This is a genomic window from Kordia sp. SMS9 (assembly GCF_003352465.1).
Lineage (GTDB): Bacteria > Bacteroidota > Bacteroidia > Flavobacteriales > Flavobacteriaceae > Kordia.
The window spans coordinates 4800238-4824927 of record NZ_CP031153.1 but is presented as its reverse complement, the minus strand read 5'-3'; the positions used below and the strand labels follow the sequence as shown (position 1 = coordinate 4824927).

Genomic DNA, 24690 nt, shown 5'->3' with positions numbered 1-24690 from the left:
ATTATTTTAAACATCTGAAATTGTTGCTTTAACTTCCATTTGTAGGTTGTGTTACGGTTGTTACAGTTCCTCGAGAAGTTTTTGGATCTTTATCAAGAACAAAAACTTCTACGGTTTTTATAGATTCAAGCGGATAAAAATTACCACTTTGATCTGGTATAGCATCTGTAGAAAAATTAATATCGAATGCATATAAATTGAATTTTGTAGATGTGGGATTAATATTCTGATTATAGCATAGATATATTAAGATTTTGTAAAATTGAGGAACAGAATTAGTATTGTCTGAAGGGGTATTTCCTCCTTGCGAATCAAAAGTGATAGCATAATGAACTTGCCAATCTTCAGATGTTAAAACAGTGGAATCTTGTATCAAAACCAGGCCTTTTACCTTAATAGATTCAATAATGTTACTAGGTGAAGTTTCTGATATTGCAACTATGGCTGGAGGTAACGAATTCCCATTAAGAATACTTAAATCAGTCTTTTCATGGGTAGTCAGAATTATTGAATCTCCATTAAAACAGCCAAAAACCGAATTAACATTTTTGTTAATATTATTAATAGGTGTTTTTGCTGCATCAAAAATTTTTCTTCCAGGTATAAGTAAACTCATAATATATAATTTTTAAATTTCTCCTACTCTATTAAGGCTTTTCAGATACCGCCGTTTTGTTTAGTAATATTATTTTTTGTTTTTATAAATTGGTATTAGGATCTTTAGTTGGTTGGGTAACAGTGGTTACTGTTCCTCTGGAGGTTTTCGGATTTAGGTTAATAAAAAACACTTCTATTTCTGAAATCTCTGAAACACTTATACCATTAGGTAAAGCGGCATTTTTAATTGAAAACTTATGCTGTCTGTATACTTTTCCTCTCTTTTTATCTCCTTTTCTAAAACAGATATAATAATTAATTCTTTTATTTCCATTGGAACCAATTATTAAGTCTTGATATATTTTGAAATTACCTTTCTTAAATTGATCTATCTTATGTTTGAAGTTTTCAAAAAAATAAACATTAGAATAAATATTAGCATCTTCTCTATCTCTAACATGCCCTATGGTTGGTTGCAACATGATATCTTTTTGATTATTAATAAGACGAGAGATTTCTTTTTCAATTTCGCCACCGTCTCTTTTTGTTCCGTGGAATCTTTGCTTTAATATTTTTTTTGCTTTTTTATATTTTAAACTACTCAATGACTTGATAAATCTATTAATGAATTTTTTTGTACTTTCAACTTTAATGGTTTTAAAAAAACGATTATTTGGATCAGGAACATTGTCTATAACTAGGTGATAATCATAATTTTCTTTTTTCAAACAAGTCCCATAGATAGGATGAATAGTGGATTCTTCGATATTTCCCGTTTTAGTATTTGTTGTACTCATAATTTCAATGGTTTTAATTAGTTATTCCTACTCTCTTAAGGCTTTTCAGATGACGCCTCTTTACTTTAATCATCGCTTGTAGGTTGCGTAACGGTTGTCACTGTTCCGCGAGAAGTTTCTGGGTCTTCATTGATTACAGTTACCATAATATTCTTAATGTTGTCAATATTAAGTTTTTGTTCCGTAAGTTCATTAGTAGTAGTATTTACAGTAGCATATTTTTCACTGTGATTTTTAATGGTAAACTTTCGCATTCTATAGGTGCTACCTTTACTTTTAGTAGTTAAATTAAAACAGACATAATAGTTTAGTTGCGGGCTTCCGTCTTCTGAAATAGTAAAATTTTGATAAATCTTAAAATCTTCCTTTTTCATAAAATATTCATAATTTTCAAAAAAGTATACGGAAGTATAAATATGATTTTCATCTCGCAAGGTTCCTATTGTAGGTTGAATCAAAACTTTTTTATCTTTACCCTCATTCATGTAACTTTGGTAGAGTTGTTCATAATGATTTTCAATTTCTTGAGGTTTTGTATTATCATTTGTAAGGTATTCTTTTGCTAATTCTACAATTTCGGATTCGTTGGCATGCAAAGTATTCTGCAATGTTTTAGGTGCTTTGTCAGAATTTATCAAGTAATTTATTAAACTTTTCAGTTGCCCTTCTGTCGCATGTTCCAAATTAAGATTTGGATCAGGTATGTTTTTAATAACTGAGTGATTAAAATAAGAATCATCTAATACGATGCCTGGAATTTGATATTCATTTTGATTAGAAATCTCATTTTCAACATCGTTAACAAGTTTTTTAATTTTTTCTAATTTTTGTTTTGTGTTCATCTTTAAAGTTTTAATTGGTTATGAATTTGATTGTATAGAATTACTATTTTTTAGTGTAGCAATTCTATACAAAGAGATACTAATTTGTTTTTTGTTTGTAAATAAATGGAAGGAAACACTCCTTTTTTGGAACGAAATCAAAAAGTTGCAGCATAAAAAAAGCGAACCGAAGTTCGCTGTATATCCTATTTTGAATAAAAACTTAGATTAATTATTCACTGTCTTTTAAAATCTCACTCGTTGCAACAGCTGTACTTGCAGTATCAATGCTGTATAAGGTTTCGACACCTTGTGTGGTGGCTGCCTGTGCAGTTTCGGTATTAGAAGTTTGACTCGTAGTTGCATTGTGTGCAGCATTACTTAATGCTTGCGAAGTAGCTTGCATAAGATTTTCCATAGCTATTGCAGGTTCATCACCAAGCACTTTTGTATTTACTTGTGTCACAGCATCTGTAATTTGGTCGTTTACAGCTGTTGGAAAACGTTTAGATTGTGGATTTGTTTTTTTTGTCATAATAGATAGTTTTATTTCTGAAAAAGAATTCAATTATAATGTAGGCTTTTTTGTGCCATAAAAGTTACACATCACTTTGTTGAATGATGTTGCGAATCCATTCATTCGGAATCATGTCAATCGTCAAATTCACGCGTTCCGTTTCTCCATTATTAATAACTCTGTGCGGATCGGTTAAGCGTAAATACCAACATTCGCCAGGTTGCATCGGCACTTCGGTGTCGTTCAGAAAGAATTGAATGCCATCTTTGTTTAAAATTGGAACCGTCAAACGAATCACAGATTGATGCACTTCCAAGCCTAAGGTCGGATCGGTATGTTGCTGTACCACAGAATTTGGTGCCAAACGTAACAAACGTACCAAAGTGACTTTAGTATTCGCTTTAAACGTGTTTATTACTTCATTTAGGTATGGCGAACTTTTTAAATAATCGGTGTCCAACCAATCGCACCAAGAACCATCTGCATAGTCATCGGCTGGAGGCGGAAACGGCAATGAAGTATCAACGGTATGCGCTGGTGCACGAAGCGGAATCACATTGTAATATTCAAACTGTTGCAACTTTAACGCTTCAAACTCTGCCAACATTTTTTCGGCATCAAACGTAAAAGGAAGTTTAATTCTATCGGAACTTGCGGTTTTCGGTGCTGCGTGTGCCATGATCATTTTGTTTTATAGATTCCTAAAGTACTAAAAAAGTAGAAAACTCAAAAAGACAACATGAATTTATCATGCGAATCAGCAAGAATTACGTAAGCTTTTTCCTAAAAAAAAGCTACATTTCGGTTATGTAGCTTTTTTGAATATTATTTTTATGTACTTAATGAATTACGGAGCAGCACTAAAACCGCCATCATCACCATCGTCACCATCTCTACCATTGCGCTCACGTCCTTTTTTCTGGTTGAAACGATACGTAAACGACAAATTAAACGTACGCACACGCCATTGGAATTCACCTTCACTTCTAAACGTGTCTGTAAACGATTCCGAACGTCGTACACGCGAATTGAACACATCACTTACATTCAACGCAATAGACGCTTTGTCGTTCAATAAATCTTTGCTAAAGGCTAAATTCGCAGAAAATAATCCTTTGCGAATGTTTTGTGCATCCTCATTCGGTCCGCGGTAAAATAAACGCGTTTGCCAATCAATTTTCCATGGCAATGTCACTTTGTTATTCACGCGAACAAACCAACTTAAATTATCGGCATCAAAATTAACACCGTTAAAATCGCCACGATTGTACGATTGGAACAAGTTAAAGTTTCCATTCAAACGCCATTTGCGAGACGGATTGTACGTGAGTGTGAATTCAAATCCAAAACGATCGTTTCTGGCTAAGTTAATCGGCGTTCTACGAATAATTGGCACTTCTTCACCATTCAAAATCGTAGTTTGTCCAGTATCTTCACTAATAAAATTAAACACATCCGTTGAACGTTGAAAATAGATAGACGAATTCAGCGTAAGCTTTCCAAAACGATTCAAATAGCCTACATCAATCGCATTGGAAAAACTTGGATTAATATCTGGATTTCCTTGAAAAACATTGGTAATACTTGATCGTGAAGGAAACGGATTGATAAATCGGGAACGCGGTCTACGAATCCTTCTGTTATAACCTAAGGTAATGCTTTGATCTTCCGAAATTTCATAGCCAATATTTATAGTAGGGAAGAGGCTTATATAATTTTTTCGTTCAAAATCGCCGCTTGTCAATTGGTTAATTCCAATGCGAGAATCTTCCATACGCAAACCTAACAAGAAGGAAAATTTCTCGTTAATTTTATTGCCGTACTGCGTGTAAAACGCGTTTACATATTCGCGATAATTCAACACATTGCTCAAATCTCTATCAGCCACAAACTCATCTTCTTCTAAAAAAGCAACCAAATAATCGGTGGTTAAATCGAGAAAATTTCCGCGATAGCCAAATTCAAATTGTGCGGTTTCACTAAGCGGAACTACATAATCGGTTTGCAATAATGTACGTTTTTGATCTTCAATTGTTGTGACTTGTTCTGCCAAATCACCATTCACCAAAATAAACGAGTTTTCAGCTTCTGTTGTGGTTTCATACTGAAAATCGGCAGTGAGTTTATGACCACTTTTTTCAAAATTCTTGTCAAAATTCACGGCATATTGAACAGTTTTATCACTTTCAGTTTCAGGATCAAAACGCGTGCTTACATTCGTTACATTGAAATCAGCATCAAACTGTGTTAAAATATTCGAGGTTTCACGTTCGTTGTCGCTATCTCTGTACACCAAAGAAGTGGTAATGGAAGTTTTATCATTAATATACCATTCGACACCAAAATTTGAATTAAATCCTTTTCGGATGCGTTCAAATTCACGATTTTCATTCAAAAAAGTATTCGGTTCGTCTTCATTCAAATATTCTGTGAACGTATTGGCATTTCCGGGAACGTTTCGATAATTATAACCCGAAGTCGTAAAAAAGTTAAAATCGCCCGTACGATAGTTTACATTTCCAGAAATTCCATAGCCTTCCGGATGCGAAACGTTGGTTGTAACTGCGCCATTAATACCTTGTAATTTGCTTCGACGCAAAATAATATTTAAAATTCCAGCACTTCCTTCGGCGTCATAACGTGCAGAAGGCGACGTAATAATTTCTACCTTTTCAATCGCTTCCGCGGGAAGTTGTCGCAAAGCATCTGTAGAATTCAAGCCAACCAAACCCGAAGGTTTTCCGTTGATTAAAATACGAACATCATCATTTCCTCGAAGTGACACATTTCCTTCCACATCTACAGAAACGGACGGAACATTGTCCAACACATCACTTACGGTTCCACCACGAACTGTTAAATCTTTCCCAACATTATAAATTTTCTTATCTAATTTGAGCTGAACGGTTGTTTTTTCGGCAATCACTTCAATAGCTTCCAATGCTTGTGAGTCTTCGGATAAGTAGAAATTTCCAAGTGACATATTTTCACGCAACGCTTTTGCCTTCACCTCTTGCGATTTAAACGAGATAAACTCTATCGTAATATCGTATATATCTGCTTCTACCTCGATAGAAAAGGCGCCTTTTGCATCGGTGATTCCTCCTGTAACCGTACGTTTCTTAGCGGTGTCTTGAAAAATAATTGTTGCATATTCTAACGGAACTTGACTGTTTTTTTCAAATACTTTTCCAGTAATAGTTACCTTTTTATTTTGCCCAAATGCAATAGAAATAGTCCCTATAAAGCATAGGAATAGGAGTGCGTTTTTCATTTTCAGTGCGTAGTTTTTTTATATAGCTTTTTTGTAATGTTGGTTCGACTGCAAAGAAACGACAAGGTTTAAAGGATGTTGGTTAAAGTTATGTTAAACTGGCTAACCAATTTATACATCAAACAAAACCTAGCATTTACGCTAGGTTTGAGATATTATAAGATGGAAGAAATTTCTTCGGGCGGTCGTCCAATGACGGCTTTTGCATTGTGCACAACAATAGGTCGTTCTATCAATTTTGGATGATCTACCATGGCTTGAATGATATCTTGATCAGATAACTCTTTGCCTTTAAACTCTTCTTTCCAAATTTTTTCATTCTTGCGAACCAACGTTAAAGGAGCAATTCCCAACAGTTTGATAATTTCCGTAAGATCTGCTACTGAAAGTGGATCGTCTAAATACTTTACAATTTCAAAATCTTTTTCGGAAGCTTCCAAAATTGCCAAGCCTTCTCTCGATTTTCGGCAACGTGGATTGTGGTATATTTTTAGCATTTTTCTAGGTATTAGGTATTAGGTATTAGGTATTAGGTATTAGTAATGAGTATTGAGTATTGAGTATTGAGTATTGAGTATTGAGATGTTAGTATTTAGAATTCAGCTTTTTTATGAGACCCTAAATCAAGTTTAAGGTGACGATTGAGTTGCAAAAGAAATTTCTGCACAAGCAGAAAAAGTCAAACAACAAAGCGCATATAATAATGTAGCAATTTGCAAATTTGAAAATGTGTCAATTCATTTCAAATAAAACTCTAATTTCACAACGAAACTTACTAAAATACTAAGAGCGATAGCGATACTAAAGGCAAATCCGTGTCTAACAATGTAGCAATTTGAAAATTTAAAAATGTATCAATTCATTTCAAACAAAACTAAAAATTCACTTAGAAACATACCAACATACCAAGAGTGAAGCGATACCAAAATTCTAAAAGCGCTTGTGCTGAGCTTGCCGAAGCATAGCGTTCTAAAATCAAAGTCCACCTGCTTCCTTCTTTTGCCCCATTGACATCAAATAGGCTTTCAAAAACTCATCAATCTGTCCGTCCATTACAGCATCTACATTTCCGGTTTCGTGTGCCGTACGCACATCTTTTACTAGTTTATACGGATGCATCACATAATTCCGAATCTGCGATCCCCATTCTATTTTCATCTTGCCAGCTTCAATATCGTCACGCGCTTCTAGCTGCTTTTTCAACTCAATCTCATACAATTGTGATTTCAACATTTGCATCGCTCTAGTACGGTTGTCATGTTGCGAACGCGTTTCTGAACACGAAATCTGAATGCCAGAAGGTTTATGCGTCAACTGTACTTTCGTTTCTACTTTATTCACATTTTGTCCACCAGCGCCACTAGAACGCGCAGTGGTAATTTCAATATCTGCGGGATTAATGTCAATTTCAATCGTATCATCAACCAAAGGATACACATATACAGACGCAAACGAAGTATGACGTTTGGCATTGCTATCAAACGGAGAAATTCGTACCAAACGATGTACGCCATTTTCTCCTTTCAACCAACCAAACGCGTAATCGCCTTCAATTTCTAAAGTCACAGTTTTAATTCCTGCTACATCACCTTCTTGGTAATTCAACTCTTTGATTTTATAGCCTTGTTTCTCCGCAAACATCAAATACATCCGCATCAACATGCTTGCCCAATCACAACTTTCGGTGCCGCCCGCGCCCGCTGTAATTTGTAACACAGCACTCATGCTGTCACCTTCATCGGATAACATATTGCGAAACTCTAAATCTTCAATTTTTGCAGTTGTTTTTTCAAATTGTGCAGTCACTTCTTCCAAAGTTGCATCACCTTCCTTGTAGAATTCGTACAAAACTTCTAAATCGCCAATTAAATCAGCAACTTCATTATAATCACCAACCCATTTTTTTTCGGATCGGAGTTGTTTCATAATAATTTCCGCTTCCTTCGGATTGTCCCAAAAGTTGGGCGCATACGTTTTCTCTTCTTCGTTGGCAATTTCAATCAATTTGGCATCTATGTCAAAGATACCTCCTTAACGCACCAAGGCGATTGATAAGATCTTTTATTTGATCTGATGTTAGCATGTTTGTTATTTTAATTCTTACAAAAATAAGATGTTTTGCGTATATTCATAGCCTAAAATAAAAAAACCGATGGAATCGTTAGTACTACTTTTTTTAGGATGAAAATTGACGCTTTCTACGATCGCTAAATAATGCTGTAATGAATAAATATACTTTCTTGATTATCATTTTCTTATGCGTTTCTTCTGTAAGTGTTTCACAAGAAAAAGAGAAAACAAAAATCTACCCACGCGAACAATTTACTGGATATTTTAATTTTGCGTATGAAGAGAAAACCGATAAAATCTTTTTAGAAGTTGACAAACTGAATGAAGATTTTTTATATGTGTATTCGCTCGCAAGTGGCGTTGGCTCCAATGATATCGGTTTGGATAGAGGACAAATTGGTGATGGCGTTGTGGTGCAATTTCAGAAAATGGGGAATAAACTCATGTTGGTACAGCCCAATTTACGCTACAGAGCAAATACAACCAATGATTTAGAACGAAAAAGTGTGGAACAAGCTTTTGCAAAATCTGTCTTGTTCGGTTTCCCGATTGTGTCTGAAAAAGATAAAAAATACACGATTGATTTGACACCTTTTTTACTGCAAGATGCACACGGAGTCATTGAAAGTTTGGCGGATAATAAGCAAGGTGTGTATAAAATAGATACTACAAAAAGCGCACTTTCGTTAGATCGTACCAAAGCTTTCCCGAAAAATGTAGAGTTTGAAGCCTTATTAACGTTTAAAGGAAAAGCCAAAGGCGGAAATATTAAAAGTGTGACGCCAAACGCGTCGTTGGTTTCCGTAATTCAACATCATTCGTTTGTGGAGTTGCCAGACGATAATTACACTCCAAGAGTGTTTGATCCGCGAAGTGGAGCCATTAGCATTTCGTATTACGATTATGCCACGCCTATTCAAGAACCGATGTTGAAACGTTTTGTAACACGTCATCGTTTGGAAAAGAAAAACCCGAATGCAGACAAAAGTGAAGCAAAAGAACCAATTGTATATTACCTAGACCCTGGAACGCCCGAACCTGTGCGTTCTGCTTTGTTAGATGGTGCGCGTTGGTGGAATGAAGCCTACGAAGAAATTGGGTATACGAATGCTTTTCAGGTAAAAATGTTACCGAAAGACGCCGATCCGATGGATTTACGATACAATGTTATTCAATGGGTGCATCGTTCTACGCGTGGTTGGAGTTATGGTGCAAGTGTGACAGATCCTCGAACAGGCGAAATTATCAAAGGACATGTAAGTTTGGGAAGTTTGCGCATTCGTCAAGATTTTTTAATTGCGCAAGCATTGTTGAATAAGCCGTTTGCCAAAAGCGACGATAATTATCAACCGATGTTGCAAATGGCGTTGGCACGAATTCGTCAATTATCAGCACATGAAGTTGGACACACGATTGGTTTTGCACATAATTTTGCGGCAAGTACCAACAATAGAAGTTCCGTGATGGATTATCCGCATCCAACCGTAAAAATTACCGATGGCAAGATTGATTTGTCAAACGCATACGCCACAGGAATTGGATCTTGGGACAGAGTTACCGTAGCATATTCGTACTCAGAGTTCAATTCTGCGGAAGCGGAAAAAAAAGGATTACAAAACATATTAAATAAAGCCTATAAAGAAGGACACCGATTTATTTCTGACGCAGACGCACGACCAGCTGGAGGCGCGCACCTCAACGCGCATTTGTGGGACAATGGAAAAAGTGCTGCTGAAGAGTTAGAAAACGTGTTGGAAATCCGCGCATTGGCGATGAAAAATTTCTCAAAGCACAACATTCGCACCAACGAACCATACACGGTTTTAGAAGATGTATTTGTACCGTTGTATTTTTTCCACAGATTTCAAACAGAAGCGACTGCCAAAGTCATTGGCGGATTGGAATATAATTATGCCACAAAAGACGACGGACAGTTAATTACCAAAGTAGTTTCTGCTAAAAAACAGCGTGAAGCATTGAATGCTATTTTACAAACCTTAGATGCGAAAACGCTGAAAATTCCGGCAGATAAATTGGATTTGTTTCCTCCGAGAGCTTTCGGATACTGGCGATCAAGAGAATCCTTTAAAGGAACTACAGGTGTAGGTTTTGATGCGATTGCGCCTGCAGCTACCGCAAGTGATATGACCTTGAAATTTTTATTTCATCCAGAACGTGCGGCGCGATTGATTCAACAGAAAAGTCACGATAAAATGCAGTTGGATTTTATGGAAATGACACACTTAGTTTTGGATAAAACACTGTATAAAAGCTATTCTGATGCGCATGAGCGCGAATTAGGACATGCGGTTAACATGAATGTGCTAAAACATTTGATGCATTTGGCAAAACATTCAAACGCATCTCCAGCGGTGAAAGCGCAAAGTCAGTATGTGTTGAATGGAATTGCAGCGAAAATTCAATCTAAAACCTATAACGATTCGGAAAAAGCATATCAGTTTTATTATGTAGAAATGTTGAAACAGTTTCAGAAATATCCAGAAAAGTTCAAGTTAGAAGCGTCACCAAAAATTCCAGATGGTTCGCCAATTGGAAGTGATGCGTGTGGATTTTAGATTTACGATTTTAGATTTACGATTTATGATTTTAGAGGTATGATTTTTGACTTAAATCTCGATTGCATAGCATTTCTTTATACAAAATTCTTGCAGAATTTCACTCGAAGTGACGATTTTATTATCAATTGTCAGTAAAAATAACAAATTAACAAAAAACTCAATACTAATATCTCAATACTCAATACTTTAAATAACAATGCGAATAAACCTTATAAGCGATACCGTTACCAAACCAACTCCACAAATGCTCAAAGCGATGTTTGACGCGCAAGTTGGCGATGATGTTTTTAAGAAAGATCCATCTATCAATCAGTTGGAACAAAAAGTAGCAGAACTATTTGGCAAAGAAGCTGCGTTGTTTTTTCCTAGTGGAACGATGGCGAATCAAACGGCGATTAAATTACATACGAATCCTGGCGATCAGGTGATTTGCGATAAAGACGCACATATTTACAATTATGAAGGTGGCGGCGTGAGTTTTAATAGTGGTGCTTCTTGCAAATTGATTGACGGACATCGCGGAATGTTTACTGCCGAGCAAGCCAAAGCAGCCATCAATCCGCCCGATTTTTATCACAGTCCGCTAAGTGCGTTAATTGCTGTAGAAAACACAGCGAATCGTGGTGGTGGTGCGTGTTGGGATTTTAGCGAGATTGAAAAAATTCACACCGTAGCACGCGAACATAATTTAGGTTTCCACTTGGATGGTGCGCGTTTGTGGAATGCGTTGGTAGAAAAAGGAGAAACGCCTGAACAATACGGGAAACTGTTTGATACCATTTCGGTGTGTTTGTCAAAAGGTTTGGGGTGTCCTGTGGGTTCTGTATTGGTAGCGGATGAAGAAATGATTCACAAAGCGTTGCGAATTCGTAAGATTTTAGGTGGTGGCATGCGTCAGGCTGGTTATTTAGCTGCGGCTGGAATTTATGCGTTAGATCATCATATGGAACGTTTGGCAGAAGATCACGCGAAAGCGAAAGAAATAGGAAAAACGCTAGAAAGCTTGGCAATTATAAAAAAAGTTGAACCGATTGATACCAATATTATCATTTTTTATCTGCAAGATGATATTGATGAAAAAGGATTTTTAGATAAATTATCTGAACTCGGAATTGATTTGATTGGTATGGGAAGCGGAAAACTCCGAATCGTGACACATTTAGATTATACTGCTGAAATGCATCAAGAATTTTTGAGAGTGATTCAGAAAGTGATATAAAAAAAAGGCTGTCTAAAATTTTGGCAGCCTTTTCCTATAAAAAATAATTTTTTCTATTCTGTTAGGTCTTTCACATCGGCGCTTCCTGCATTTTTCTTTACAGATTCTATTCCATTCTCCATTCCAGCTTCACTAGCGTACATTTGACTAGTTCCAATAATTTGTCCGTTTCCAGCTTTTAGACTGAAGTGGAATTTTCCGTTTTTAGCGGTTTTACGCTCAAATTTACTATCGTCTGTTGAGTTCTTTTTACAAGATTCAATTCCGTTTTTAGCACCGCTTTTATCAGCATATCCTTGGCTAGACATGATGATTTGTCCATTCTTTGCTTTTAGATTAAAATAGAATTTTTGATTGTTTTCACTTTGGAATAATTCAAACATAGTTATTTAGAGATTTAGTTAGATGAGTAAATATATCAAAAATTTATGGTAAAAGAAATGGGGGAAAGTGCAATTTTACAAGTTTGCACAGGATTTTTCCCTTAAAAATGTTTTTCAACGATAAAAAAGGCATTTTGACCCAATATAATCCCTTGATTATTTCACGGTTCTTGTTTTATGGTACAAAAACATAATTTCGTACACTGATAAACATCAATAACAATAATTTAAATAATTAATCATTTTAAGACATGAGAAAAAAACTATTTTTCGGACTAGCCTTAGCCTTTGGTTCTTTTGCTTTTGGGCAAGATTTACCAACAAATCCAGAACCAGGAAAGTGCTATGTTCGTTGTGTTACACCTGATATTTACGAAAATCAGGATGTACAAGTTATGGTATCGCCAGCGTATAAAAAGTTGAAAGTTGTCCCAGCAAAGTATACGAGCGTAAACGAAACAGTAGTATCAAAAGTAGCCGGAGAAGAATTAGCTGTAGTCCCAGCAGTGTACGGAACAGAAACTTTTGATATCGTAACAAAAGAAGCTTCACAGCGTTTAGTGAAAATACCATCTACCTCTAGTAGAGAAACAGAAACAGTTGTTGTTAAAGAAGCAAGTTACCGATTAAAAGTGGTTCCTGCGGTGTATGAAACTAGAACTTTTGATGTAGTAACAAGACCTGCATACCAAAAAGTAGTTATTGTTCCTGCAGTGTATGAAACAAGAGATGTTGTAATTCCTGTGAAAGAAGCTTCACAGCGTTTGGAAGTGATTCCTGCTGAATGGGGACAAGAAACCGTAACGTACAAGAAAAGAGAATTTGGTTCTTCAATTCGAGTGACACCAGCATCTTTTTCAAATGATTTTGAAACTGTTGAGGTAAAACCAGCTGCTGCTGAATGGCAAATGAGCGAAATTCCTCCAGCAGATTGTAATTCTTCAAATCCCGACGATTGTAGATATTGGTGTTACAAAGCAATTCCAGCGCAAAATGAAATCGTTCCTGTTAAACGTTTGGCAGCAGATGCATCTTCTGAAAGAACACCTGATTGTGACCCTAATACAAACGGAGGAAAGCCATGTGGTGAAGGAACTTTTACAAGAACCATTATGATAACGCCAGCAAGTACACGTGTTATTACCATTCCTGAAGTAACAAAAACGATCAAGAAAACTGTGATGGTTACACCTCCTACAACTCGTATTGTAGATGTGCCAGCAGAAGTGAAGACAATGAAGCGTAGAGTGATGGTTACTCCTCCAACTACGGAAAGAATTGAAATTCCTGCAGTAACAGAAACTGTGAAGAGAACCGTTATTACTAACGAAAGTACACGTGTTGAAGACATTCCTTCTATAAGTAAAACCTACAAGAAGACCGTAATGACAGATGCTCCAACAACGAGAGCTATTCCTGTAGTACAAAAAGAGAAAACGTTAAAAACAACAAAATTAGTAGAAGATGCTAAAGTAGTTTCAACGGATGTTCCTGCAATTTTCAAAACGGTAACGAAAGAAGTATTGACGAAAAAAGGTGGATTGACAACTTGGAAAGAAGTTGATTGTAAATTGTTAGTATATAATGACTTAAATATTAACTGGAACTTAGGAAGTGCTACATTAACTGCTTCTGCAAAGCGAGAAATTGACACGAAATTATTACCAGTATTACAAACAGGAGTTTCTGTAGAAATTGCTTCTCACACAGATTCAAGAGGAACAGCTTCAAGTAACGAAGCATTATCTCAAAGAAGAGCGCAAGCAGTAACCAACTACTTAATTTCTAAAGGTATCAACGCAAGTAAAATTGTTTCTAACGGATACGGAGAACGTAGATTAGTAAACAGATGTAAAGATGGTGTTTCTTGTACAGAAAGAGAGCACTTACAAAACAGAAGAACACAATTTAGAGTGTTAGATCAAAAGAACTAATTTTAGAAGTATAATTTTGATAAATTAAAGAAAAGGGAAGTCGATTGGCTTCCCTTTTTTTTTATCATAAATGTAATAGTTGTTTCAAAGTAACATCTCTGCTGTAAAGTCGTTCAATACAATTGCTGAAAAGCGTATTTCAATTGTTTAATACAAAAAAAGAGCTACTATGTATTGCAGCTCTTTTATAATTTTTGATGAATGTATTTTTTAAGAAAACAGATCCATGCCTGGAATAGTTGGCATGCCATCTTTAGCAACAGCAGCAACTTCCGTTTCATGAACCTCACCAGCACGTTTGATGGCTTTATTTAAGGTGAGAATCAAATAATCTTCTAGTTGTTCTTTATCTTCTAGCAATTCGTCTGAAATTTCAATTGCTTTAATCTCACGGTTTGCTGTAACGGTTACATTCAATAAACCATCTGAGCTTTTCTCGTCAATCAAAACAGAATGCATACGCTGCTTTGTTTCTTCTACTTTTTTCTGGGTTTCTTTCAGTTTACCCATCATTCCCATCATGTCTCCAAACATTTGTTGTATAATTAAAGGTTAGTAATTGCAAAATTATTAAATTGTGAACTTTTAACACGCTTTTTTAAATGAAAAAAAATTTAGTCGTCTTACTGATTAGTTTTGCACTTTTGAATTCCTGTAAAAAGAAGATACCAAACATGAGAAAAGAAATACCAGTACCTACCATTGCCAAGAAACCTACAACACTTGAAAAACATGGCGATGTGAGAATCGACAACTATTATTGGTTGAACGATAGAGAAAATCCAGAAGTCATTGCTTATTTGGAAGCTGAAAACGCATACAATGACACAATGACGGCTCACACAAAAGATTTCCAAAAAGATTTATTTGAAGAACTGAAAGGTAGAATTAAAGAAGATGATTCCTCGGTTCCTTATAAGCTTAATGGATATTGGTATGTAAAGAAATTTGAAGAAGGAAAAGGGTATCCAATTCACACACGACGCAAAGGTTCGTTAGATGCACCTGAAGAAATTTTGTTTGATGTAAACGAAATGGCAAAAGAGCATGCATATTACAAACTTACGGGCATCAGTATAAGTCCCGATAATACATTAGCGGCTTTTGGTGTTGATACTGTAAGTAGACGTCAATATACGATTCATATCAAAAATTTGAAAACAGGCGAAATCTACCAAGAACGCATTGAAAATACCACAGGAAGTGCTACGTGGGCAGCGGATAACAAAACGTTGTTTTATACCAATAAAGACGAACAAACCTTACGTTCAGAAAAAATATACAAACATAAACTTGGCGATGCTGTTGCCAATGATGAAGAAATTTTCCACGAAAAAGATGAAACTTTTATCACGTTTGTATACAAATCAAAATCGAAAAAATACCTTATTATTGGTTCGTACAGTACGTTGACGATGGAATACAGAATTTTGGAAGCAGACAATCCTGATGGAGAATTCAGAATATTTCAACCGCGTGTTCGTGGATTAGAATACAATATAGCGCATTACCAAGATCATTTTTATGTGTTGAGTAACAAAGATGCTTCTATCAATTTTAAACTCTCTAAAACGCCTGAAAACAATACAGGAATGGAACATTGGGAAGACATTGTTCCGCATCGTCCAGATGTTTTGTTAGAAGATATTGAAATTTTCAAAGACTTTTTAGTGCTCAGTGAACGCTCTAATGGTTTAAATAAAATAAGAATCACGCGTTGGGACGGAACGGACGATTATTATTTGCCGTTTGACAATGAAACCTACACTGCGAATACAAACATCAATGTAGAATTTGACACAGAGATTTTGCGTTACACATACAATTCAATGACAACACCAGCTTCTGTAATTGATTTTAACATGGTGACAAAAGATAAAGAGGTTAAAAAAGAACAAGAAGTGTTGGGCGGAAAATTTGATAAAAACAACTATGTATCCGAACGTTTATGGGCAACTTCTCATGACGGAACTAAAATACCCATGTCGGTTGTGTATCGAAAAGGCATCCAAAAAGATGGTACAAATCCGTTATTACAATATGCATACGGTTCGTATGGAAATACGATTGATCCGTATTTTTCTTCTGCACGTTTAAGTCTGTTAGATAGAGGATTCATCTTTGTATTAGCACATGTACGTGGCGGTGAATACTTAGGGCGAAATTGGTACGATGAAGGAAAACTAATGGATAAAAAAAATACATTTACTGATTTTATTGCTTGTTCTCAATATTTAATAGAACAAAAATATACCTCATCTGAACATTTATACGCTTCTGGCGGAAGTGCTGGCGGATTGTTGATGGGAGCAATATCAAACATGAATTCAGAGTTATATAACGGTATTATAGCTTCTGTTCCTTTTGTAGATGTTGTTACCACAATGTTAGATGATAGCATTCCACTAACTACGGGAGAATATGACGAATGGGGAAATCCGAATGAAAAAGAATATTACGACTACATGAAGTCGTATTCGCCGTATGACAATGTAGAAGCCAAAGCATATCCAAACATGTTAGTGCTCACAGGATTGCACGATTCGCAAGTACAATATTGGGAACCAGCAAAATGGGTTGCCAAGCTTCGCGAACTCAAAACAGATGACAATATTTTATTGCTGCATACCAACATGGATGCAGGACATGGAGGTTCGTCTGGGCGTTTTGAAGCCTTAAAAGAAGTAGCCGAAGAATACGCGTTTTTACTAGACTTGGAAAATATAAAGGAGTAATAAAAAAATTTACTTAAATTTGCAAGGTTTTGCTTAATTTCGAAACTTAAAAAACAAACCCTGTACAACTTAATAGTTTTTATGGAACAACAAATTAATGCTTTTGATAATGTACTCGAGCTTATCGGAAATACACCTTTGGTACGATTAAAACACATCACAAAAAACATCAAAGGGAATTTTTATGCGAAAGTCGAGGCGTTCAATCCTGGACATTCAACAAAAGATAGAATTGCTTTATATATTATTGAAGAGGCAGAAAAGAAAGGAATCTTAAAACCTGGTGACACCATTATAGAAACAACTTCAGGAAATACTGGTTTTAGTATAGCCATGGTGAGTATCATAAAAGGATATGAGTGCATTTTGGCGGTAAGTTCAAAATCTTCTAAAGATAAAATTGATATGTTGCGTTCTATGGGTGCAAAAGTATATGTGTGTCCAGCACACGTCAGCGCTGATGATCCACGTTCGTACTATCAAGTTGCCAAACGAATTCATGAAGAAACGAAAGGTTCTGTGTACATCAATCAATACTTCAATGAATTGAACATTGATGCACATTACAACAGTACAGGTCCAGAAATTTGGAAGCAAACCAACGGAAATATTACACATTTTGTAGCATGTAGTGGAACAGGAGGAACTATCTCTGGAACGGCAAGATATTTAAAAGAACAAAATCCAAATATCAGAGTTTTAGGCGTAGATGCGTATGGTTCTGTATTAAAAAAATACCACGAAACTCGTGAATTTGATGCGGACGAAATTTATCCATACAGAATAGAAGGCTTAGGTAAAAACTTAATTCCTACTGCCACAGATTTTGATGCGATCGATAAATTTATCAAAGTAAAAGACGAAGAAAGTGCACACATGGCAAGAGAAATCTCCAAAACAGAAGGTTTATTTGTAGGATATACTAGTGGAGCAGCGATGCAAGCCATTGCGCAATTGGCAGAAGAAGGCGAATTTGATGAAAACAGCAATGTCATCGTTATTTTTCCAGATCATGGATCAAGATATATGAGCAAAGTATACAGTGATGAATGGATGAGTGCGCAAGGATTCTTTGACAGTAAAAACATGGAAGAAGAACAAAAAATAGAATACATCAAGTAAGTCACATATCTTATTCTTAACATATTCAAAAGCAGCATGATAACAATTGTGCTGCTTTTTTAATGGTATTAGTTATAATTTCGCAATGATTTTCTCAAAAAAGGAACAATCCAACATTAAGCGTCAATAATTATGATGGGCAGTTAAAAATATTTATTTTTGCCGTTGAAGTTTTCAAAAAAACTTCATACATTACAAAAACCCGAATTGAAACATATAGAAAAACTGAGATAGATGAAGGATTTATTTGCTAAAATTTACAAGGACAAAGGACCACTAGGAAAATGGGCATCACAAGCAGAAGGATATTTTGTTTTTCCGAAATTAGAAGGAGAAATTTCAAACCGAATGAAGTTTCAAGGGAAAGATGTAATTACTTGGAGTATCAATGATTACTTAGGCTTAGCCAACAATCCTGAAGTTCGTAAAATTGATGCAGAAGCTGCTGCATCTTACGGATCAGCCTATCCAATGGGCGCACGTATGATGTCTGGTCACACGGATTTGCACGAACAATTGCAAAATGAATTGGCAGAATTTGTTGGAAAAGAAGCAACATACTTACTAAACTTCGGATATCAAGGAATGGTATCTACGGTAGATGCGTTGGTTTCTAAAGACGACATCATTGTATACGATGTCGATTCTCACGCATGTATTATTGATGGAGTTCGTTTGCACATGGGAAAACGCTTTACTTTTAAGCACAATGACATTCCGAGTTTAGAGAAAAACTTAGAACGTGCTACCAAAATGGCAGAGCAAACTGGCGGAGGAATCTTAGTAATTTCTGAAGGTGTTTTTGGAATGCGAGGTGAGCAAGGAAAACTAAAAGAAATTGTAGCGCTCAAGAAAAAATACAACTTCCGTTTATTTGTAGATGATGCACACGGTTTTGGAACGTTGGGTGCAACAGGTGCTGGAGCAGGACAGGAGCAAGGCGTTCAAGATGATATTGATGTGTACTTTGCAACTTTTGCAAAATCTATGGCAAGTACAGGCGCATTTATTGCGGCAGACAAAGAAATCATTGATTACTTAAAATACAACCTGCGTTCACAAATGTTCGCAAAATCATTGCAGATGCAATTGGTCGTTGGCGCGTTGAAACGTTTAGATATGTTGCGCACCATGCCTGAACTCAAACAAAATCTTTGGAAAATTGTAGATGCATTACAAAGCGGACTCAAAGAGCGCGGATTTGACATCGGAACCACGCAAAGTTGTGTAACGCCAGTCTACTTAAAAGGAAGCATTCCAGAAGCGATGGCGTTGGTAAAAGACTTGCGTGAAAACCATGGAATCTTCTGTTCCATCGTCGTATATCCTGTAATTCCAAAAGGCTTGATACTTTTACGTATGATTCCGACGGCTTCACATACCTTACAAGACGTTGAAGAGACATTGGTAGCATTTTCAGCAATTCGTACACGATTAGAAGATGGAACGTATAAGCGTGTTTCTGCGAAGTTGATGGAGATGATGGGGGAGTAGTTTCTCTTTGATAACATAAAACATAAAAATCCCTGTAATCTTATACATTACAGGGATTTTTATTGAATTGATAGTTTTTATAATATCACTCCACACGCTTCGCTTTCTCCACAGCTTTTCCATTTTCATAAACAGTGAATCCTGTTGCTTTACCTTTAGTATCTTTTGTAAATGAAATGCGAATTGGCGCATCCTTTATAAAAAATGATCCGTCCAAGTTGGCGTGTAAAACAGCGTTCATTTCCCCAGCTTTCATACGCAATTCATTATTTTCCATAAAAATGCTAACAGTTCCCGTATTGGGTGCTTTATATGTTCCTACAAGTGCCTTTGCCATTTTAATAGAAATTGGCACACTCAATCTATTTTTATTGCTGTGTGTTTCTTGATGATCATAACTCAACACACGCGACATACGCCAGTTGCCATTTTCGTTTTGCCAAACATGGGTAAACTTTGCCGATTCTACCAATCGTTCCGCTGTTCCGTTTTCGGTCAAATAAAACAAATGTTCACCAGTAATAATAGCGCCGTAATTGTGTAAAGGAAACACGTTCACAGTGCCTTTTACAGCTTCTCTGCGTAATTTCATGTTCGGATCAGCGCAAAGTCCATTTTCCATCATTTCCACGAGTTTTTCTGACGTTTCTGTAAGTCCGCCTTTGTCATGATAAAACTCTAAATCTTCCGTAAGGAACTTTTTAAAATTAGTGACATCACAACTATTATAAACATTCCAAAATTGAGCATCGAGCGCTAAAATAGTTTCTTCAAGTGTGTTTTGGGTTCCTGTTTCTGTAGTTTGTGCTAATGTGTGATTCGTAAAGAAAAAAATGCCCAAAAAGAGCATCGTCATTGCATAATTTTTCATTGATGATTTATTTTTTAATTGATGATATAGTAAAGGTAAGACGATTGATAAATAAATCGGTTACAAAGACGCCCATTTTTCCTCTCAAAACCTCCAAAAAAGACGCAACATAATTTCTTGTAAGATTTTTAAGATTAAATTCAAAAAAATAATTGATCCGTAAAAATCTGAAAATAAAACACTTAATATGCTTTCCTTAATTTAATTAAGATTAAGTCTAAATAAACTTTGTAAATTCAAAATCCAATAATATATTTGCCAAAACAAAAAATAATACCCTTAAAATACAATCAAAAATGAAAAAGATAATACTAGGATTTTTGGCACTTTCTAGCTTTGTATTTACCGCATGTTCAGACGATGATGGAAATGAACCAATAAATCCTTCAATTGTTGCGCCAGCAACGTATGAATTTAGTAGAAATGGAACCACTACTGTGGATTACAGCGGACAAACAACACGCATCCAAATGGGCGAAGAACTCATCGAAGCTTTGCTTGATCCCACGAAAACAGAAGCAGATATTGATGCCATGTTTGCACACGTAGAAGGAAACAACAGCTTTAGCAACACCGATTTAAATGCTTCCAACAAAAGCATCCGTAGCAAAACGGCCGCTTCCACAGACTATTTTTCAGCAAACACAACCGATGCAAACGCAATTAGAGCAGATTTTGATAGTTGGATTGCCGCACAAGTTTCAGAAGTATATCCAGCATGGTCAAACATTGCAAGTGCAGGAAACGCAGGACAATTACAAGAAGCTGGTGGCGGAGCAACACGTTACATGAGTGCGAAAGGATTAGAATACAATCAAGCTGTAAACAAATCATTAATTGGTGCGTTGATGGTAGATCAAATGTTAAATAATTACCTAAGCACTTCGGTTTTAGATGCAGGAACAAATCGTGCAGATAACGATGCAGAAACTTTGGCAGAAGGAAAAAATTACACCAATATGGAGCACAAATGGGATGAAGCGTTCGGCTACCTTTACGGAACAGACAATGCAACGGCTCCCATATTAAACGAAGACAGTTTCTTAAATAAATACCTCTCCAGAGTAGAAAATGATGCAGACTTTGCAGGAATTGCTTCAGAAATTTATGAAGCTTTCAAAACAGGAAGAGCAGCGATTGTAGAAAAAAATTATACAGTTCGTGACGAGCAAGCAGACATCATCCGAGAAAAAATATCGGAAGTCATCGGAATTCGTGCAGTATATTATTTGCAACAAGGAAAAAACTTCTTAACGACAAATAAAGCAGCCGCTTTTCATGATTTTTCGGAAGGATTCGGATTCATCTACAGCTTGCAATTCACGCGTAAGCCAGGAACAAATCAACCCTATTTTACAAAAGCACAAGTAGATGGATACATTGCTCAACTTATGCAAGGAAACGGTTTTTGGGATGTAACACCTGAAACTTTAGACGCAATTTCTGACGAAATCTCAGCAGAATTCAACTTTACCACAGCACAAGCAGGAAGCTAACAAAATTATTTAGAATTCGTATAAAAAAAGTAGTCTACGTGTTAGGATTACAAAAGCTACTTTTTTACTTTTGCAATGTTTATTTAGAATAAATAGAAATAAAAAATGAAGAAAATTGTATCGTTAGTAGTATTTATAATATGTATAGTAGCTTGTAGTTCAAGTGATGACGGCGCAACACCAGACACAGGCAATGGCAGTGGTGGAGAAACAGCTTTCAACAGAGCTGAAATGTTAACAAACCTTGCAGACAATATCATTATTCCTTCGTATCAAGCATTGAATACAGATTTAGGAGCGTTGGAAACTGCAAAAGATAACTTCATAACTACACCAAATCAAGCAAACTTAGATGCGTTGCGTGGCGCTTGGCTCACAGCGTACAAAGCGTGGCAACATGTAGAAGCATTCAACATTGGATTGGCAGAACAAACAGGATATTACTTTCAAATGAATACCTATCCCGTAAATGTGACGGATGTAGAAAATAACGTTACTAATGGAAACTACGACTTAGGATCGACAAACAACAATGATGCAGTTGGTTTTCCTGCGTTAGACTATCTATTGTATGGTTTGGCAGATTCTGACCCAAATATCATTGCAAAATATGATACAGACACAAATGCTGCAAAATATACTACCTATTTATCTGATCTTATTACGCAAATGCAAACGCTTACGCAAGATGTGTTAAGCGATTGGACAAATACGTACAGAAATACATTCGTAGCAAGCACTGCAAACACAGCAACAAGCGCGACAAACAAATTCATCAACGATTTCATTTTCTATTATGAAAAAGGATTGCGCGCCAACAAAATTGGAATTCCAGCCGGAAACTTCTCTGCAACACCTTTGCCAGATAGAGTAGAAGGTTATTACAATCAACAAGTTTCAAAAGAATTAGCACTAGAAGCGTTAGATGCTGTGATCGCTATTTTTAACGGAACGGAATTTGGAGGTTCTAACGCAGGCGAAAGTTTCAAAACCTACCTCATCTCTTTAGATAGAGCCGATTTAGCCACCTTGATCAGCAATCAGTTCAATACGGCTCGTGGAAAAATTCAAGAATTAGACGCAAATTTTGCAACACAAATAAATTCAGACAACACAAAAATGACACAAGCATACGATGCACTTCAAGCGGCGGTTGTATTGCTTAAAGTAGACATGTTGCAAGCTTTTGATATTAGCGTTGACTTTGTAGACGCAGATGGCGACTAAATTTGAAATTACTCGTAAAAAGAAGGTTGTCGTAAGCGGACAACCTTTTTTTATATAAAAATTAACGACTTCGAGGAAATCCTTCGAAGTATTTAGAAACAATTAAAAGTACTTCGACGAAAGCGTTGAAGCATCTAAATCTCGATGATCGAGTGAATCGTTTTCAAACATATCTCCAACAGCAAACCAATGCGGCGCCTTTGGCAGTATTTCGTATCGGTTTTGGTTTGATGATGTGTTACGGAATCATTCGTTTTTGGGCGCATGGCTGGATAGAAAGTTTCTATATAGAACCTTCATTCCATTTTTCATACTACGGTTTTGATTGGATAAAACCTCTAGGAAACTTCACATACATCATCTTTGTCATCTGTGGAGTATCCGCTTTCTTTGTCGCGTTTGGATTAAAATATCGTTGGGCAATCATTACATTTTTTCTGAGTTTTACCTACATCGAATTGATGGACAAAACCACCTATCTCAATCACTACTATTTTATCAGTATTTTGAGTTTTTTGATGCTGTTTCTTCCCGCGAATGCAATGTTTTCCGTAGACAATCTGTGGCGAAAAAAAAGTTATCAAAACGTACCGAATTGGACAATTGATGCGATCAAATTGCTCTTAGGAATTGTCTATTTCTACGCAGGTTTGGCAAAAATAAATGCCGATTGGCTCTTCAAAGCGCAGCCACTCAAAATTTGGTTGCCGTCTAAGTTCGATTTACCGCTCATTGGCGAAACGTTCCTACAACAAGAATGGTTTCACTACGCCATGAGTTGGTCTGGAATGTTGTACGATTTATTGATTCCGTTCTTACTACTATACCGAAAAACACGCGTATTTGCCTTTATTTTAGTCGTTTTCTTTCATGTATTTACCCGAGTATTATTTCCGATCGGAATGTTTCCTTTTGTGATGATTGTGGGAACATTGATCTTCTTTGACGCAAGTTTTCATCAAAAAATCATTGCGTTTCTCAAAAGAAGCATCAAGCGTTTGGTGCACGTGAACCTAGAAGCAATACAGACAATTTCAAACTATACATTCCCACACAAAAAAATCATCATTCCTGTGATCGTTACATTTTTTGCGATTCAGATTGTATTTCCATTCAGATTCATGCTCTATCCAGGCAATTTATTTTGGACAGAAGAAGGATATCGCTTTTCGTGGCGCGTGATGCTGATGGAAAAACGAGGCATTTCCACCTTTAAAATTGTCGATGGCGAAACGGGAAATTTTTTCTACGTCAACAACAAAGACTTTCTCACAGATCGACAAGAAATACAAATGAGTTTTCAACCCGATTTCATTCTGGAATACGCACACTATTTAGGCGATCATTTTACGCGTCAAGGACATAAAAATGTAGAAGTATATGTTGATAGTTATGTCGCGCTCAACGGACGTTTAAGCACACGATTTATCAATGAAAACGTAGATTTATACCAACAAAAAGAATCATTCAAACATAAAAACTGGATTGTACCATTTAAAGAGCAAACGCCATAATTCTCACAACTTATAAAAATGTTTCCTCTCAACACAAAAA

20 protein-coding genes are annotated in these 24690 nt (G+C 36.1%); 9 read left to right on the top strand and 11 right to left on the bottom strand.

Annotated features, from left to right (window positions below; translation table 11 throughout):
• Window positions 1-28: 28 nt before the first annotated feature.
• From KORDIASMS9_RS20450 to prfB, 8 genes are all read right to left on the bottom strand, one after another.
• Window positions 29-616: a hypothetical protein gene (locus KORDIASMS9_RS20450; RefSeq protein ID WP_114904640.1), complete on the bottom strand. Its 588-nt coding sequence runs from the start codon at window positions 614-616 to the stop codon at window positions 29-31.
• Between the two features lie 82 nt (window positions 617-698).
• Entirely contained in the window at window positions 699-1394 is a 696-nt protein-coding gene (locus KORDIASMS9_RS20445) for a hypothetical protein (RefSeq protein WP_114904639.1), read from the bottom strand.
• Window positions 1395-1459: 65 nt separating this feature from the next.
• Window positions 1460-2236 (bottom strand): hypothetical protein, encoded by a 777-nt coding sequence (locus KORDIASMS9_RS20440; RefSeq protein ID WP_114904638.1) that lies wholly within the window; start codon window positions 2234-2236, stop codon window positions 1460-1462.
• 211 nt (window positions 2237-2447) lie between these two features.
• On the bottom strand, window positions 2448-2750 hold the full coding sequence (locus KORDIASMS9_RS20430) for a RebB family R body protein (protein WP_114904636.1): 303 nt from the start codon (window positions 2748-2750) through the stop codon (window positions 2448-2450).
• A 64-nt stretch (window positions 2751-2814) separates the two neighbouring features.
• On the bottom strand, window positions 2815-3411 hold the full coding sequence (locus tag KORDIASMS9_RS20425) for an aspartyl/asparaginyl beta-hydroxylase domain-containing protein (protein ID WP_114905309.1): 597 nt from the start codon (window positions 3409-3411) through the stop codon (window positions 2815-2817).
• 168 nt (window positions 3412-3579) lie between these two features.
• The gene (locus tag KORDIASMS9_RS20420; protein ID WP_114904635.1) at window positions 3580-6006 is read right to left on the bottom strand and encodes a TonB-dependent receptor domain-containing protein; all 2427 of its coding nucleotides are present in this window, start codon (window positions 6004-6006) and stop codon (window positions 3580-3582) included.
• Between the two features lie 155 nt (window positions 6007-6161).
• A complete protein-coding gene (arsC, locus tag KORDIASMS9_RS20415; protein ID WP_114904634.1) occupies window positions 6162-6503 on the bottom strand; it encodes an arsenate reductase (glutaredoxin) in 342 nt (113 codons plus the stop codon).
• 478 nt (window positions 6504-6981) lie between these two features.
• Window positions 6982-8089 (bottom strand): peptide chain release factor 2 gene (gene prfB / locus KORDIASMS9_RS20410; protein WP_114904633.1). Its coding sequence is split into 2 segments (ribosomal slippage): window positions 6982-8025 and window positions 8027-8089, totalling 1107 coding nucleotides; the frame shifts between segments, so codons are not numbered across the junction.
• Between the two features lie 139 nt (window positions 8090-8228).
• Here prfB and KORDIASMS9_RS20405 point away from each other — a divergent pair.
• On the top strand, window positions 8229-10652 hold the full coding sequence (locus KORDIASMS9_RS20405) for a zinc-dependent metalloprotease (protein WP_114904632.1): 2424 nt from the start codon (window positions 8229-8231) through the stop codon (window positions 10650-10652).
• A gap of 199 nt (window positions 10653-10851) precedes the next feature.
• A complete protein-coding gene (locus tag KORDIASMS9_RS20400; RefSeq protein WP_114904631.1) occupies window positions 10852-11874 on the top strand; it encodes a low specificity L-threonine aldolase in 1023 nt (340 codons plus the stop codon).
• Between the two features lie 53 nt (window positions 11875-11927).
• Here KORDIASMS9_RS20400 and KORDIASMS9_RS20395 read toward each other — a convergent pair whose 3' ends face one another.
• Complete coding sequence (locus KORDIASMS9_RS20395; RefSeq protein WP_114904630.1) at window positions 11928-12257, bottom strand: YegP family protein; 330 nt, start codon at window positions 12255-12257, stop codon at window positions 11928-11930.
• A 251-nt stretch (window positions 12258-12508) separates the two neighbouring features.
• Between KORDIASMS9_RS20395 and KORDIASMS9_RS20390 the strand changes: the two genes are divergently transcribed.
• Complete coding sequence (locus KORDIASMS9_RS20390) at window positions 12509-14191, top strand: OmpA family protein (protein WP_114904629.1); 1683 nt, start codon at window positions 12509-12511, stop codon at window positions 14189-14191.
• Between the two features lie 210 nt (window positions 14192-14401).
• On the opposite strand, the gene KORDIASMS9_RS20385 is transcribed toward KORDIASMS9_RS20390, so the two are convergent.
• The gene (locus tag KORDIASMS9_RS20385; RefSeq protein WP_114904628.1) at window positions 14402-14725 is read right to left on the bottom strand and encodes a YbaB/EbfC family nucleoid-associated protein; all 324 of its coding nucleotides are present in this window, start codon (window positions 14723-14725) and stop codon (window positions 14402-14404) included.
• Window positions 14726-14865: 140 nt separating this feature from the next.
• Here KORDIASMS9_RS20385 and KORDIASMS9_RS20380 point away from each other — a divergent pair, with 140 nt between their 5' ends.
• The 3 genes from KORDIASMS9_RS20380 (at window position 14866) to KORDIASMS9_RS20370 (ending at window position 19542) form a co-directional block, all read left to right on the top strand.
• Entirely contained in the window at window positions 14866-16926 is a 2061-nt protein-coding gene (locus tag KORDIASMS9_RS20380; RefSeq protein WP_240321095.1) for a S9 family peptidase, read from the top strand.
• An 81-nt stretch (window positions 16927-17007) separates the two neighbouring features.
• Window positions 17008-18048 (top strand): PLP-dependent cysteine synthase family protein, encoded by a 1041-nt coding sequence (locus KORDIASMS9_RS20375; RefSeq protein ID WP_114904626.1) that lies wholly within the window; start codon window positions 17008-17010, stop codon window positions 18046-18048.
• A gap of 234 nt (window positions 18049-18282) precedes the next feature.
• The gene (locus KORDIASMS9_RS20370) at window positions 18283-19542 is read left to right on the top strand and encodes an aminotransferase class I/II-fold pyridoxal phosphate-dependent enzyme (RefSeq protein ID WP_114904625.1); all 1260 of its coding nucleotides are present in this window, start codon (window positions 18283-18285) and stop codon (window positions 19540-19542) included.
• A gap of 85 nt (window positions 19543-19627) precedes the next feature.
• On the opposite strand, the gene KORDIASMS9_RS20365 is transcribed toward KORDIASMS9_RS20370, so the two are convergent.
• On the bottom strand, window positions 19628-20413 hold the full coding sequence (locus KORDIASMS9_RS20365) for a DUF4440 domain-containing protein (RefSeq protein ID WP_114904624.1): 786 nt from the start codon (window positions 20411-20413) through the stop codon (window positions 19628-19630).
• Window positions 20414-20709: 296 nt separating this feature from the next.
• Here KORDIASMS9_RS20365 and KORDIASMS9_RS20360 point away from each other — a divergent pair, with 296 nt between their 5' ends.
• The 3 genes from KORDIASMS9_RS20360 to KORDIASMS9_RS20350 all read left to right on the top strand — a co-directional run bounded on the left by KORDIASMS9_RS20360 (window position 20710) and on the right by KORDIASMS9_RS20350 (window position 24650).
• On the top strand, window positions 20710-21909 hold the full coding sequence (locus KORDIASMS9_RS20360; RefSeq protein WP_114904623.1) for a DUF4856 domain-containing protein: 1200 nt from the start codon (window positions 20710-20712) through the stop codon (window positions 21907-21909).
• 105 nt (window positions 21910-22014) lie between these two features.
• On the top strand, window positions 22015-23136 hold the full coding sequence (locus KORDIASMS9_RS20355; protein WP_114904622.1) for an imelysin family protein: 1122 nt from the start codon (window positions 22015-22017) through the stop codon (window positions 23134-23136).
• 152 nt (window positions 23137-23288) lie between these two features.
• Window positions 23289-24650 carry an HTTM domain-containing protein gene (locus tag KORDIASMS9_RS20350; protein WP_114904621.1) on the top strand — a complete coding sequence of 454 codons (1362 nt, stop codon included), beginning with the start codon at window positions 23289-23291 and terminating at the stop codon, window positions 24648-24650.
• Window positions 24651-24690 lie beyond the last annotated feature (40 nt).